General features: G+C 34.7%; 14 protein-coding genes. 4 read left to right on the forward strand and 10 right to left on the reverse strand.

What is annotated here, in order from left to right:
* Nucleotides 1-49 precede the first annotated feature (49 nt).
* From BC781_RS02320 to BC781_RS02330, 3 genes are all read right to left on the reverse strand, one after another.
* Nucleotides 50-1363 (reverse strand): T9SS type A sorting domain-containing protein, encoded by a 1314-nt coding sequence (locus BC781_RS02320; RefSeq protein WP_109615635.1) that lies wholly within the window; start codon nucleotides 1361-1363, stop codon nucleotides 50-52.
* A 230-nt stretch (nucleotides 1364-1593) separates the two neighbouring features.
* Nucleotides 1594-3630 carry a M3 family metallopeptidase gene (locus BC781_RS02325; RefSeq protein WP_109615636.1) on the reverse strand — a complete coding sequence of 679 codons (2037 nt, stop codon included), beginning with the start codon at nucleotides 3628-3630 and terminating at the stop codon, nucleotides 1594-1596.
* Nucleotides 3631-3716: 86 nt separating this feature from the next.
* Nucleotides 3717-5048, reverse strand: a complete 1332-nt coding sequence (locus BC781_RS02330) for a sensor histidine kinase (RefSeq protein WP_109615637.1) — start codon at nucleotides 5046-5048, stop codon at nucleotides 3717-3719.
* 652 nt (nucleotides 5049-5700) lie between these two features.
* Between BC781_RS02330 and BC781_RS02340 the strand changes: the two genes are divergently transcribed.
* On the forward strand, nucleotides 5701-6381 hold the full coding sequence (locus tag BC781_RS02340) for a M15 family metallopeptidase (RefSeq protein WP_109615639.1): 681 nt from the start codon (nucleotides 5701-5703) through the stop codon (nucleotides 6379-6381).
* 43 nt (nucleotides 6382-6424) lie between these two features.
* Here the strand turns inward: BC781_RS02340 and BC781_RS02345 are convergent, their stop codons facing one another.
* From BC781_RS02345 to BC781_RS02360, 4 genes are all read right to left on the reverse strand, one after another.
* A complete protein-coding gene (locus tag BC781_RS02345; protein WP_109615640.1) occupies nucleotides 6425-7387 on the reverse strand; it encodes a quinone oxidoreductase family protein in 963 nt (320 codons plus the stop codon).
* Between the two features lie 126 nt (nucleotides 7388-7513).
* Complete coding sequence (locus BC781_RS02350) at nucleotides 7514-8980, reverse strand: hypothetical protein (RefSeq protein WP_109615641.1); 1467 nt, start codon at nucleotides 8978-8980, stop codon at nucleotides 7514-7516.
* A 387-nt stretch (nucleotides 8981-9367) separates the two neighbouring features.
* Nucleotides 9368-9931 carry an anthranilate synthase component II gene (locus tag BC781_RS02355; RefSeq protein WP_109615642.1) on the reverse strand — a complete coding sequence of 188 codons (564 nt, stop codon included), beginning with the start codon at nucleotides 9929-9931 and terminating at the stop codon, nucleotides 9368-9370.
* A 115-nt stretch (nucleotides 9932-10046) separates the two neighbouring features.
* Entirely contained in the window at nucleotides 10047-10496 is a 450-nt protein-coding gene (locus BC781_RS02360) for a GatB/YqeY domain-containing protein (RefSeq protein ID WP_109616565.1), read from the reverse strand.
* 197 nt (nucleotides 10497-10693) lie between these two features.
* On the opposite strand from BC781_RS02360, the gene BC781_RS02365 reads away from it, so the two are divergent.
* On the forward strand, nucleotides 10694-11407 hold the full coding sequence (locus BC781_RS02365; RefSeq protein WP_109615643.1) for a pyridoxine 5'-phosphate synthase: 714 nt from the start codon (nucleotides 10694-10696) through the stop codon (nucleotides 11405-11407).
* Nucleotides 11408-11471: 64 nt separating this feature from the next.
* Here the strand turns inward: BC781_RS02365 and BC781_RS02370 are convergent, their stop codons facing one another.
* The 3 genes from BC781_RS02370 to BC781_RS02380 form a co-directional block, all read right to left on the reverse strand.
* Complete coding sequence (locus BC781_RS02370; RefSeq protein ID WP_109615644.1) at nucleotides 11472-11783, reverse strand: HNH endonuclease signature motif containing protein; 312 nt, start codon at nucleotides 11781-11783, stop codon at nucleotides 11472-11474.
* A 540-nt stretch (nucleotides 11784-12323) separates the two neighbouring features.
* Complete coding sequence (gene greA / locus BC781_RS02375) at nucleotides 12324-12794, reverse strand: transcription elongation factor GreA (protein WP_109615645.1); 471 nt, start codon at nucleotides 12792-12794, stop codon at nucleotides 12324-12326.
* 236 nt (nucleotides 12795-13030) lie between these two features.
* The gene (locus tag BC781_RS02380) at nucleotides 13031-13705 is read right to left on the reverse strand and encodes a GNAT family protein (protein ID WP_109615646.1); all 675 of its coding nucleotides are present in this window, start codon (nucleotides 13703-13705) and stop codon (nucleotides 13031-13033) included.
* Nucleotides 13706-14020: 315 nt separating this feature from the next.
* On the opposite strand from BC781_RS02380, the gene BC781_RS02385 reads away from it, so the two are divergent.
* Nucleotides 14021-14689: a 4Fe-4S binding protein gene (locus BC781_RS02385; protein WP_109615647.1), complete on the forward strand. Its 669-nt coding sequence runs from the start codon at nucleotides 14021-14023 to the stop codon at nucleotides 14687-14689.
* A 23-nt stretch (nucleotides 14690-14712) separates the two neighbouring features.
* Complete coding sequence (locus tag BC781_RS02390; protein WP_109615648.1) at nucleotides 14713-15198, forward strand: NADH-quinone oxidoreductase subunit J family protein; 486 nt, start codon at nucleotides 14713-14715, stop codon at nucleotides 15196-15198.
* The last annotated feature ends 10 nt before the right edge of the window (nucleotides 15199-15208 follow it).

The following is a 15208-nucleotide window of genomic DNA, read 5'->3' on the forward strand; positions in this document are numbered from 1 at the left end:
AAAAAAGGTGGTTATTTTCATTGAAATAACCACCTTTTTAGCATCTAATCTATTTACTCACAAAGATTTTTTTCACTTCTCTACTCCCCCTCATCTCATCCGAAATTACGACAAGATAGACTCCTCTTTCCCATGTAGCGACCTCTTCAATCTTTATTTCGGTTTTATCTGTTTTCAAAGTATATTCTAATTCACCAATAGAATTGAATATTTCAACTCGTTGATTTCCTTCCCGATTAAACTCAATATTCAACTGGTCAATTACTGGGTTCGGATAAACTTTGATATGAGCTGCAGGTAAAAATGAATGAGTAATAACTTTTGAATAGCTATAACTTCTATCCATATTCACTATCTTCAGTCTAAAGTATTTAAAATACCCAACCTCAATTGTGTATTCTTGAATTCTCTCATGATCTCCTACACTCGATACTTTTGCTACAGATTCGTAATTAACACCATCAAAAGAACCCTCTACATCAAAATAATCTACTTGATATTCTGAAAGTGTTGTCCATCTCACATACAAATCATTTATGTTTGAAAAATCTACATGAAAACTAACAAGAAAAAGGTATAAAGTAGCATCTCCTGTGAAACCTGGTAAATCGTCACCTTCTATACCTATAATATCCCCACCTCCAGTAATTTTACCTTCAGCACTTTCTGACGGAAAAAAGTCTCCTTTAACTTCATAAGTACCATCAATTGTTACATTAGGACCTCCAGAAATATAGAAATCACCTTCTGTGGTTAAATCACCTCCCAAATTGACGTCAAGATCTCCACTTCCTGTAATAACAAGATCTTCCTTAATTGTCGCTGTCCCATCAATATTTAAAGATGCAGAACCATTTAAAAGCAAACTTCCTTCTGCTGTTAAACTACCAGTATCTGAAACATTTAATGAACCATTTTTAACATTTAAACCTCCTTTAACGGTAAGTTGACCATTCACAGTCATAGGTGCATTATCAACGGACATTGAATCGTTGACAATTAGTGTTGCATTCGACTCAATTGTAAAAGGTTGATTTTGATTTGCAAACAAACTCCCAACAGTTAGTGTCCTCCCACTTTTGATCGTAAAAAAGAAATCACTAGTTCCTCCACCAAAACTAAAATTAGCGTCAGATAAAGTCAAATCATAATCAATCACGACTCTAGCTCCATTAAATAGTACATTATCATCAGAATCAGGAAAACCTGCATTACCCCAATTTGCTATATTTTCCCAATCAGCCTGAGAGGTAATAACAATATCATAATCCCAAGTTGATGTGTAATTTTCGACCTGTCCGTAAACTAATTTAGTTACTAAGGAAAATAGTACTAAAAGAATGAGGTTTATTTTTTTTGTCATGATTATAGTAGTGGTTATAAAGAAAGTCAGCTCTTAATCTATGACCAAAAAATAAACTATTAAACTAATTGAATAGAAATAATACAAAATAGCTTAAAAGAGATACTATTCACACATCAATCCACTGAATTTAACGCTTAAAAACGAAAAAAAGAGAAACAAAAAATCTCCAAGAGATCAAATAAATATGATTCTTGGAGATTTTAAATGATTGAATTTTTCTAATATAATTACTTCAAAAGCCCTGCGCGTCTTAATAATGCCTTGGGGTCTGGCTCAGCACCTCTGAAACGTTTGTACAATGTCATAGGATGCTCGCTTCCTCCTTTGCTCAAAATATTTTCTTTGAAGCTCTCAGCAGTAGCTTTATCAAAGATTCCATTTTGTTTGAATAATTCGAAAGCATCAGCGTCAAGCACCTCTGCCCATTTGTAGCTATAGTAACCTGAAGCATATCCTCCTTGGAAAATGTGAGAAAATGCACAACTCATATTACTTCCATCTACAGATGGTAACAGCAAAGTAGAGTTCATTGACCCTTGTTCAAAAACAGCTACATCTTCTACCACACCATCTTTCAAACTATGGTAGTCCATATCCAACAATCCAAAGCTCAATTGTCTTGCAGTTTGATAACCTTCTTGGAAAGTCATACTATCCTTGATCTTCTGAACATAATCTTCAGGAATCAGCTCGCCTGTTTCGTAGTGTTTCGCAAAAAGATCAAGACATTCTTTCTCATAAGCCCAGTTTTCAAAGATTTGAGAAGGCAACTCCACAAAATCCCAATAAACTGACGTTCCGCTCAAACTCTTATAAACCGTATTGGCTAGCATTCCGTGTAAAGCATGACCAAATTCATGGAAGAGTGTTGTCACTTCATTAAAAGTAAGCAGTGAAGGCTTCGTTGTTGTTGGTTTAGTGAAGTTACATACAATTGACACATGAGGAACGCCATTTTCTTCTTCACTGTAATTGTATTGACTTTGGTAAGAGGTCATCCAAGCCCCTCCTCTTTTCCCTTCTCTCGGGAAAAAGTCTGCATAGAAAATAGCCTTCAGCTTACCATTCTCATAGACTTCATAAGCTGTCACTTCTTCATGATAGACAGGAATATCTTTATTTTCCTTGAAACTTAATCCAAATAGCTTTTCAGATACTGTGAAAACACCTTCAACTACATTCTCTAATTTGAAATATGGTCTTAGTAGGTCATCATCAATCGCAAACTTTTCTTTTTTAAGCTTTTCTTGATAGAAAGCATAATCCCAACGTGCTAGACTTTCAGTTCCATCAAGTTGTTTTGCAAAATCAGTTACTTGCTTTACATCCTCTTTCCCTGCAGGCAAACCATAATCACGAAGTTCTCCTAAGAATTCGAACACTTTATCAGGTGAACCCGCCATACGCTCTTCCAATACATAATGAGCGTAAGTTTCATAGCCTAAAATCTGAGCATGCTCATTTCTCAAACTCACCAATTCTTTAATGATGTCTTTATTATCTAACTCATCTCCTTTAAAAGCCCTTGAAGAAAAAGCCTTAAACATTTCTTCCCTCAAAGCCTTATTTGACGCATAAGTCATAAAAGGAACATAGCTTGGGTAGTCAAGCGTAAACACCCACTTCCCTTCTTTTCCTTTCTGCTGAGCGGTCATACTCGCCATTTCACGAATGCTTTCTGGAATACCATCCAAATCAGCCTCATTTTCAAGTACTAGCTCAAACTTATTTGTTTCAGCCAAAACATGCTCTCCAAAAGTTAGCGAGAGTTCAGACAGACGTTTTGAAATCTCTTTGATTCTAGCCTGTTTTTCTTCTGGAAGTTCTGCGCCATTTCTTTTGTACGAACGATAGTTCTTTTCTAAAAGCGTAAGTTGTTCTGCACTCAGATTAAGAGAAGAACGTTGCTCATAAACTGCTTTTACTTTATTGAAAAGACCTTTATCGAAAAGAATATCAGTTCTAAACTCAGACAATAATGGAGATGCATCTTTACAGATTTTCTGAATCTCATCATTGGTCTCTGCTGAATTCAAGTTGAATAAAGTAGATGTCACTCGGTCTAGGATTACCCCCGACTTATCCATTGCTAGAATGGTATTCTCAAAAGTAGGTGCTTCTGTAGATGTTGAGATTGCTTTATACTCAGCTTTAGCCAAAGCAATTCCCTCTTTTACAGCAGGTAGGAAATGTTCATTCTTGATTTGATCGAAAGGGATAGTGGAGAAAGGTGTATTTAATTGTTCTGCTAATAAAGGATTCATATATTTTTGTTCTTTCAGTTTTAATCTAAAGTTGTTTATCAAAACTAAAAGATTTTTTTTAATAGGAATTAGAATTATCAAATAATCTAATCCTTATTCTTATTTGAGGGTGCATAAGGTAAAAAAACGATAATTTCTGTTCCTTCATCAAGGCAGCTATTTACACAAATCTTCCCCTGATGTAAACTGATAAAATACTTAGTAATGGATAATCCCATACCTGTGCCTTTAATATTTGCAACATTAGAAGCTCTAAAAAATGGCTCAAATACTCTTTCCTTCTCTAAACTAGGAATTCCCACTCCACAATCTTTTATATGAATGTTGATTCCTTTCTGAGCATAACTCAATTTTATTTTCGGAAACCTTCTTCTAGGGTCAAACTTGAGTGCATTATTGATCAGATTCTTCAGACAATTTTCAATCAACTTAAAATCTACTAATACTTTTTGTGCATTACCTTCTACTTCAATTTCAATAGTTGCATCAGTAAGTCGATTCTCATTTTTATAATTAGAAAGAATATTTTGAAGGTATGCCCTAAAATCCACGTATTGGAAATACAATTCGTACTTCTCTCGTTCTATGCGATCAAAAGTAGAAATTTGCTCAAGCATTTCCGTAAGCCTGTCCATCGCCCCATGAATATTTGATAGTTGTTTCACGACTCGAAGCCCATTGGTTTCATTATTATCTTTCTTCTGCAACATATCCAATACTTCAGCAGAACTCTGAACCACGGTAATTGGAGTTCGAAATTGATGAGAGACCATGGCTATAAATTGACTTTTGAGGTTGCTCAACTCCTTCTCCTTCATTAGTGCATTTCTCAATTCTCCCTCTTTATCGTAAAACCCCTGTTTCCACCTATGATATTCATTTTTAAATAGAATAAGTATTGAAGAAACAAAAAACAATTGCATAGCCCACAGATGAATACTGATGACCATCGGCACTTCTTTCATCAATATCAAATCGGAGTAAAAAAGCTCTAAAATGACAAATAATAGAAAAGATAAAATCGTCCCAATTATCAAGTTTTTGAAATACCGTTTAGGATAGAACTGCACTAACACAACAAGTACAACTAAAGATACTGAAGGCATAATTCCTTCTATTCCTCCCAAAAGCATCCAAACTGTAAACACCGTAAAAAGTGTTAAGAAGGTAAAAATATGCACCCCAAGGGCATAGTTCTGCCTGACTTTTGAAAAAATATACCCAACCAAACAGATTAATGTATAACTAGACATTGTGAGAGCTACTATCTCAAATTCGGGCAAGCTATAAGAAACCGAGATTACAGGAAAACTCCCAATACCGATCACGAAGAAACATGCATTAAGCATCTGATGCTCTAATGCATATTCTTTAGGTGACCCTATAATTGGTAAATGGGAAAACTGTATTCTGAACATCTAGCTTAAGGAGGAGTAAGTATTTGACATTTTACAACTTATAAGATTAATTCACTAGCAATAACTTATACTTAACTATGTCCATGTAAGACTAAAAAGAAAGTTATATTTTTTTATTTTCGTAACTCAAATTCACAGACCAAGAACTTATTACTTTGAAGTAAACATATACAGCGATTAAAGATCTACTCTGACTTGAAGGAATGCTTATGTAGCTTGAAGCTGAGTCCATGTAACGTGAAGGAGCACTTATGTAACTTGAAGCTGAGTCCATGTAACGTGAAGGAACTCTTATGTAGCTTGAAGCTGAGTCCATGTAACGTGAAGGAACGCTTATGTAGCTTGAAGCTGAGTCCATGTAACGTGAAGGAACGCTTATGTAGCTTGAAGCTGAGTCCATGTAACGTGAAGGAACGCTTATGTAGCTTGAAGCTGAGTCCATGTAACGTGAAGGAACGCTTATGTAGCTTGAAGCTGAGTCCATGTAACGTGAAGGAACGCTTATGTAGCTTGAAGCTGAGTCCATGTAACGTGAAGGAACTCTTATGTAAAAACAGGAAATATTACGATATAAGAAAAATCTAGTAGTATCTTAAGTGGCAGATTGTACATACAGAATTAAGCAATCACCAAAATTTTAACTATTCAACAAATGAAATACTTTTTGACATTCACCTCTCTTTTTATCTTTTTATCATTTTGTAATGCACAAAGTCTACCTGAAGGATTTGTGTACCTAGACCAAGTCAATTCTAATATTCAAGTAGAGTTACGTTACTATTCTAAAAATAATTTTGTTGCCGACACAGTAGACGGATATACAAGTACACGCTGTATTATTAGTCTTGATGCAGCCAAAGCGTTGAGTAATATTCAACAAGAACTCGAATCAATGGGGTATGGCTTAAAGGTCTTCGATGCCTATAGACCGCAAAGAGCTGTCGATCATTTTGTTCGTTGGGCTAAGAACTTAGAAGACACTGTTAATAAACAAATCTATTATCCTGAAGTAAAGAAAGATCAGCTTTTTGAAAAAGGATTTATTGCAACAAAATCAGGGCATTCTAGAGGCAGTACCGTCGATCTAACTTTAGTCTATTTTGATGAAGATAAAAAAGTACAAGAATTAGATATGGGCACAAGGTGGGATTACTTTGGTGCAAAATCTTGGGGAGAATCTCAAGGTGTAAACAAAGAGCAGAGAGCCAATCGGATATTCTTAAGAGACATCATGACTAAACATGGTTTTAAACCACTAAAAGAAGAATGGTGGCATTTCACCCTTAGAGACGAACCATTCAAATCAAAGTATTTTAATTTTGAAGTGAAATAAAGTAAAAAGTCCTAGAGTCTGTACCGACTCTAGGACTTTTTCATTAAGGGATTAATAAAATCTTACCTTTACTCTGCCTAGACTCAAGATAGGCATGCGCCTTACTTCCTTCTGACAGACTAAATTTCTTATCAATATTGACTTTAATCTCACCCTTTTCTACCATTTCAAAAAGTGCGGCAGACCTTTTCAATCGCTCTTCTTTAGATACCAAGTAAGACCAAAGATCTCCACCTGTTAGAGTTTTGGAAGTATCCATAAGCATTCTCGGGTCAATATGAACAGGATCACCTCCCGCCATTCCAAAGAAAACAACCGTTCCTGTATCTCTTGTCGCGGCAAAAGAATCCATAATAGTTGCACCTACCGATTCATAAGCCACATGAACACCTGCCGTAGTCACTTCTTTTACTTTTCCTACCCAATCTTCTCCGTAAAGAAAAACGAAATCAGCTCCAGCATTTAAAGCGGCCTCTTTCTTTTCTTCCTTAGAAGTCAATCCGATCACTTTAGCACCTCTTGCCTTTGCTATTTGTGTAAGATATTGCCCTACTCCTCCTGCGGCTGCATGAATTAAAACCCATTCCCCTTCAGACACTTTATAGCTATCGTGCGTCAAGTATTGAGCTGTTAAACCTTGCAACATGAGTGCAGCTGCTTCATCAAATGAAATTTTATCAGATAATGGAATTGCTTTTTCAACAGACACAGTTACTAATTCGGCATTTGCATAAGGAACATCCGCGAAAGCCACTCTGTCACCTTCTTTAAAGTCTGTCACCTTACTGCCGACTTGCTTTACAACTCCAGCTCCTTCATACCCACAGATGAAGGGTGGGTTTCCTTCTAAATGATAATTCCCTTTTCTACGGTAAACATCGGCGTAATTAAGACCGATTGACTTCATTTCTAAAAGAATTTCATTTTCACCAAGGGTCGGTTCTGGGATATCAGAATAATATAATACATCGGCTTCACCGAATTTGTCAAAACAAAGTGCTTTCATCTCAAAGAATTTGTTGAATGATTAAAGAACAGCTTTGTTCTAACGGCTATTAATTGATATTGTTCCCAAAAAATAAAAAAGCACCAAGAATAGTCTTGATGCTTTTACCAAATCCATGAGTAATTGTTATAAGCTTACATTTTCTGGTTCACACAAACGTGTTATAAACTTCTCATCTTTGCGGATATACTGCGTCGGACAATTCAGACGTCCTGCTTTTATTTTATTATACTTATCCACTAAAGAATTAATCTTCATTTCTTTGTCCTTCTTCGCTTCGCTAATTCCAGTTTTCAACATCTTCACGAAGTAAACAATATCTTCACATTGCCCTTTACCAAGTAGACGTATTTGACGTTGAATACTATTAACCAACTGATTAAATAAGTCAAAGTCTCGCATACAGCAATACTGAAGTGCCAATACTGTTTTTATTTCCAATAAAGCTTCTGGGTACTTTTTCAAGCTCAACTCATTCAATAAGTTGTTGATCCAGCGTGCAGCTTCATCAAACTTATCGGCATAATAACAGCAGATAGCTCTGTAAGTCACATAACTGATGTAGTTTGGAATATCTTCTACATCTGGGCTATAATCTAAGAATAGGTGTTTATTCTCTTCATACAGTTCTTTTTCTGTACCTGTTCTTAGATGACGCTCAACTTTTGTCTTCAAGTACTGAGAAGGGAAGGTAAATAAGTTACAGTAAGACATCAGTGCCGAAGACTGCTCATTTACTTCATCAAAATACTTCTCTACATTTCTATACACTTTGAAGTGGTTGTAATACTCTAACTTCAAGAATGAGAAGACTAAGTTCAGGTGATAATAAAGAGGGTCTTGTTGATATTCTTGGAAGATTCCATCTATACGATCAAAGATATCCTCGATTGGAGCTTCATCATCAGTACTAAATGGGTCATCCTCCTTCACAAAAAGACGATGGAATATGTTTACACAACTCTTATAAACATACGGTCTATGCGAATCATATAAACTACATAAATTATTCAGCTCATTATTAAGCAGCTCCAGACTGAGTCGATCATTCTCATTTCCTGTAAGTGCAAATTCGCTAAACTTCTTAAAGTAATCAGCTACAATATCTTCAATTTTATCAATAGCAAGCATATAAGAAACATGCTTGTTATACAACTGAGAATATTGATAATGATCTGGAGAATTTAAATGTAAACGCTTGAGTGTTTTATAAACTATCGTCAATTCATTTGAAAGATCGTAGTCCAATAACTCTTTCTCCAATTTTTTCAATGTAGCAATCGAAATGGTTTTCTTTCTAGAAAAGATCATTTCAGGGATATTCGCTACTTTTTTAAGCAAATCCGTCCGAGGACTTTCCATTTGCTCCAATAAATACTCTTCGATTTTCTGATTCAAACGTGAACGTAAAGTATAATATGCATTAGTATTTACGCTCAGTTCTTCCATGATAGTAATATCTGCCACGCTATTGCCTCTCATTGAACGTAACAGATAGGCTGATTTTTCAGCATTACTCTCCAAAAGTGATTCATAGATCGCATTGAAGTCATTATCGGAAAGTTGCTGAATAATGTGTTTAAGTTTTGCCATTAGCGAATCAAATTATTTTGGGTTAGTGCTTTTAAGCTAACTATAGGGTTACATCAATCTTTACTATATGAGAGCTTAGTGCATTGATTTGCGATAAGGAGTAGCAGACGTAATCCTTCAAACGAAACATCAATGTCTTGAACAGAGAGGGCTATCGATTACTACTAAGAAGAAAAAAACTTTTATTCTTTATAGTCATCACAATGTTATGGGTTTATTCCTCTCATCGTGGAACTAAAATATTTTTTCTAATTCCTTATGTTGAAAATAGAGAATAATTTTTGGAGCAACACAAAAAAAAACCCTCTAGGGCTTATAAAGGGGCTTTAATACAGAAGATTCTTAAATTCTTAAAATGTTTTAAAAAAGCTTTTAAGCTTCAAATCGCTAAGACCAAGTATTAATCCAATTTTTAAGTATTTCGAGACCATAAGCCGTAAGTACAGCTTCAGGGTGAAATTGAAGCCCACAGATTGGTAATTTTCCATGTTCCAAAGCCATTACTGTTTGATCTTGAGTTTGAGCAGTAATTTTCAATGTTGAGGGCATGTCTACTAAACACAATGAGTGATACCTTACCACATCAAATTTTTGAGGTAAACCTTTAAAAAGAATTGAAGTGCTATCTGCCGATATTTCTGAGATTTTACCATGCATTGGTTTCTCTCCTTTCACAAGCTTTGCCCCAAAGTATTCTCCAATAGCTTGATGCCCCAAACAAATACCAAGAATTGGCAGCTTATTTTCATAAAACTCTAAAACCTGTAATAAGTTTCCAGCTTTTTTAGGTGTTTCTGGACCAGGAGAAAGAACTATTGCATCATATTTATATTGTATGATTTCTTCAATAGGAGTTGTGTTTCTAAAAACCTTGCACTCCACTCCCAACTGCCCAAAATAATCTACAAGGTTGTATGTAAATGAATCGAAATTATCTAACAATAGAATCATCGTCTCCTTGACTAGTTAAAATCAGCTATCCTAATTTTTGTATCAAATAAAAGAACCCACCTTTTAGTCTATGAGAAATAAAACATAAAAGGTGGGTTGAATACTTATGTGTATGTTAACCTAACAACTGTTTCACTAAATCTGAAACTTTCTTGTTATCAGCTTTACCTGCTAATTTTTTTGATGCTAGCCCCATTACTTTACCCATATCTTTCATAGATGAAGCACCAGTCTCTTCAATAATTGCTTTAATTTCAGCCGCTACTTCTTCCTCAGACATTTGTTTTGGCAAAAACTCTTCAATTACTTCTAGTTCTTTCAACTCAACTGCCGCTAAGTCTTCACGCCCAGACTCTTGGTAAGTTGTAGCTGTATCTTTACGTTGCTTTGCCATTTTTACCAAAAGCTTCATTTCTTGCTCTTCAGTAATCTCCCCTACTACGCCACCAGCTGTCTCCAATTTCTGGATTTCTGCTTTTATTTGTTTCAAGGCACTTAGTACGTCCTTTTGTTTTGCCTTCATGGCAGTTTTCATTCCTTCTTGAACTTTCGCTTTTAAGCTCATTATTATAGGGGTTTGAGGTTGAAAAATCTTCAATTCTAGTGTACAAAAGCTATTTCCTTTCACAAACAAAACATTGCTCAACTTTTCGCGACATTATATTTGTTTTACTTTTGTTCTAGAATAAACAATATCCATTGTTCGAATTAGCACAAATATACCGAAAATGGATTTGAAACTGAATTGAAATTAGCGTAGAAATGACGAGATTAAGTGTAAATATCAATAAAGTTGCAACTATCCGTAATGCACGTGGCGGAGACAATCCGAATTTGGTACAAGTAGCCAAAGATTGTGAGCGTTTTGGAGCCGAAGGAATCACCATTCACCCAAGACCTGACGAGCGCCATATCAGATATCAAGATGTTTACGACCTTAAAAAGGTAGTTACCACAGAATTTAATATAGAAGGGAATCCGCAAGATCGTTTTATGGATTTGGTACTCGAAGTTGTTCCTGAACAAGCGACACTTGTACCAGATGCTGAACATGCGATTACTTCAAATGCAGGATGGGACACCATCGTACATAAAGATTTTCTGACAGATGTGATCAAGGCATTGAAAGAAAAAGGGATTCGTTCTTCTATTTTTGTTGATCCAGACCCTAAAATGGTTGAAGGTGCTGCACTTATTGGTGCCGACAGAGTAGAGTTATACACTGAACCTTATGCTACCAATTATCATAACGATAAAGAGGCTGCCATTAAAGATTACATTTTAGCTGGGGAAAAAGCCATTGAACTCGGACTTGGTCTAAATGCAGGACATGACCTTGACTTGAAAAACCTCCGTTATTTTGGAGAAGAAATCAAAGGTCTTGATGAAGTTTCTATTGGTCACGCTCTAATTTGTGATGCACTTTATTACGGATTAGAAAATACCATCCAACTTTACAAGAGACAATTGTCTTAGTAAAAATAAAGCCTACACCAAAATGGCGTAGGCTTTTTCAATTGCGTGTTTAGTATTAGTTAGTTCAAACATTTACATGTTTTACAGCGTAGGTATAAGAAGGGTAATCATTCCCCTTCACTTTGTTATTTTGCCAGTTAAGCGCCTGTAAATTAGTCAACTCATCATCCCCACCAATTACAGTAGGCTTAATGTGATCAATTTCCCAACCCCATTCAGACTTTTCATTGCCATACTCAGTGTAGCGGATAATTCCACCACAAACATCTCTTCTGTACTCATTTGGGCTATAGCCTAAAATAGGTTTCGCTTTTTTCCAAACAGCATCAATTTGATCTTGACGCCAGTCTTGTCCATTTGTGTTGCGGTTTCTCATGGTTAAGTTGAAATTCTAAGTTATTGAATCGCAGTAAAAGATCTAGTGTTGTTTAAAAATGTCCTGTTTTAGTTGAATCACGAATAATAAACGTAATTTTTACACTTTGCGCAAATAAATAAAATGTATCCCTTTTCTCATAGGATTAACATAGATTTTTTTGCTTCAAAACATGATTTCATTGAATTTTTAGAACACTTTTGAAGAGCTGCATTTAGAATTATATTTTACAATTTGGGTTTATTGCAAATCAGGAAATTAATAAAGTCAGATAACTAGACGATTAATTTGTTAAAATCTCATAATTATCAAATTATATAACTTTGAGTTTTAGTTCCTTTTGATATCTAGAATTTGAGTCAAAGCTTAAAAATTTTCAACAATATTAATCAACTACATTTAATGATTTTCATCAGCAGTGAGTAGTCTCAGTTTAAATTATCACCTCTGAAACAGACATAAAAAAAGCAATGAGTATAAACCCATTGCCTAATTCCCTAATAAAAGGTATATCAATTATGATGTGAAAATTCAGAACAATTATCTTCCGATTTCTACAATCTCATATTTCATTTCTCCTCTTGGAGTTTTCACTGCTGCAAAATCACCAACTTCTTTCCCTAACAAACCTTGTCCCATAGGAGAATCGATAGAAATTCTATTTTGTTTCAAATCAGCTTCTTGAGCAGCTACAATCTGATAAGTAACTTTCATTCCGTTAGGAGCTTTAATTGTCACTTTAGAAAGGATTGCTACTTTTGATAAATCCAATTTAGACTCATCTATAATTCTAGCATTTGCAACTAAGTTTTCTAAATGTGCAATTTTTGCCTCTAGGTGTCCTTGAGCATCTTTAGCTGCATCATATTCAGCATTCTCACTCAAATCTCCTTTATCTGTAGCTTCCGCAATTTGTTTAGCGATATCTTGACGTCCTTTTGTCTTTAGCTCCAATAATTCGTTTCTAAGGTTTTCTAAACCTTCTGGAGTATAATATGTAAACTTTGACATTGTATATAAATTTCTTTTGTATTGATCTGTAGTAAAATAAAACGCCCTACAATTTCTGTCTGAAGTGTAAGGCTTGCTAGAAAAGAAAAAACGATTTTCTCAAATCGTTTGGTATCAATTCCGATAAATGAAAATTCAGATTTTCTCTCAATGACTCAAAAAAGTCATAATTTTAAAGGTAATAAAGAATGTAATTAATATCAAGAACTATTTTCAGCTTATTTTTTACTCTAACATTAATTACGAAGGTCTTTAGGAGGATATTTTTTCCAGCCCGAATACCAATCAAAAAACTCTAATCCTTCAAAGCGTTTTTTGTAATCATAGAAGGAAGGAACATCATAACAATAGCCATGATAGTGGTATAAAAATCCATTCATCTTGGCATATTCAATTTCTAATAAGAGCGTATACGTTCCTAAACTATATTGCGCATATTCCAATCTATACATTGCATAAATACTAGAACAGCTTCTTTCAGCCACATCCATAATACTACAGGCAACCAGTATGTCTCCATCATAGACACATACCTCCTTCGTAAGACAGGGAATCATAGCGGGATCTTTACGACTAATAAACTCGTAAATAGACTGAGGTACACTCTCTTTAAATTTATGTTTATGCTCTTCAAAAAGTTCTAACTTCTCATCATCAATTTCTAAATCTCTGATTACTATAGTAAAGTCTTTTGCCTTCTTTATAATTTTCCGTTGTTTCTTATTAAAATCAAACTTTCTCAAGTTGATTCTTAGAGGTAATACTCGACAAACTTTGCCCTCATAAATACTCAGATTATATCGAAAGAATCTTTCCCCAAAATGCCTCCACCCCAATGAGAGTAGTTGATCCATAATACTTGGAGACACTTTTTCATTCACAAATTCATCTAAAATTAGCTTTGTTGTCATAAAAGCAATACCTATTCGTTTCGTTTTACCTAATTAGAAAAGAAGTGTATCAATAATAATTTGTTGTAATCTTTAAAATACAATTTTCATTCATTTCACCTACCTAAAAAAATGCAAAGTCTACAAAAAACGTTGTGAAAGAATTAAGATGTTAAATTATTTCTTCTAATTATTTAACTTTACATTTCTTAAACTTATTTCTCATTTCTATAAACAAGTATCTGAACAAAGAGTTATTCATAGACTAAAAGTATTTGAAAAGTTACAATAAATACTCCCAGATACTTAGCAATTGCTATACGACCGTTCAATAATATGAAAGAAGAAAGGAACTCATATTTTAAAAATATAAAGGATTCCGTAAGTACAACGGTACACGGTGCCAAACTGACTTTAGGACACTTCAAAAAAGCGATTACTACAGATAGACGAACTCCAGAATCTGTAAGTGCTCCAGGTTACTTTGAGAAAGAAGGAATTGAAACGCTTTATTATCCTGAAGAAAAGGTTCCTGTTCCCGTAAACGGAAGGTACCAACTTCATAATGAAATTGAAGACTGTATTGTCTGTGATAAATGTGCGAAAGTATGTCCTGTGAATTGTATTGAAATCGAATCGATTAAATCTTCAGAGGTGATTGGACACACATCAGACGGTACTGCGAAAAGATTATATCCTGCAAAGTTTAATATAGATTTAGCCAAATGTTGTTATTGTGGGCTATGTACAACTGTTTGTCCGACAGAATGTCTTACAATGACAAATGATTTTGACTTCAGTGAGTTCAACTTAGAAGATCTTGACTTTAAGTTCTCTAAAATGACAGAAGAAGAGGTCCAAGACAAACGTCTAGCCTACGAAGCTCAACAAGAAGCAAAAAAGCAATCGAGCATGAAGGCTGAAACTACTTCATCAGAAACAGCTTCGAAACCAAAACCTAAGTTTAGACCAAGAGCTAGAGTGAGTGCTAAAAGTGACTCATAGTTCATGAATTGTATGATAAAATTATGGAAGAGCTATTTTTTTATTTTTTCGGAGGACTAACAATCATTTCTGCAACATTGATTTTACTGAGTAAAAATGTAATTCATAGTGCATTCTACTTACTAAACTCATTATTGGGTGTTGCTGCTATTTTTGTTTTTGCGCTAGCTGATTTTCTAGCAATTGCACAAGTAATGGTCTATATAGGGGGTATTCTTGTACTTATGCTATTTGGTATTATGTACACAAGGAATGCGAATGATAACCAAAGAGGGCATCATTACTTGATGGGAGGTATAAGTAGTTTAATTCTTTTTGGGTTAATATTTTTCTTAACACAAAATGTAGAGCTACAAGCCCAACCATCAGTGGCTCTGAAGTACCAAACTTTTGAAGTTATAGGAATCAAGCTGATGACACATCATATTTTAGCTTTTGAAACCATAGCAATTTTCTTATTAATAGTACTTATCGGAGCAACTTATATTGCAGCCCGAGAAGAAAAATAAAAGATGAAGT

The organism is Sediminitomix flava (assembly GCF_003149185.1).
Classification (GTDB): Bacteria; Bacteroidota; Bacteroidia; order Cytophagales; family Flammeovirgaceae; genus Sediminitomix; species Sediminitomix flava.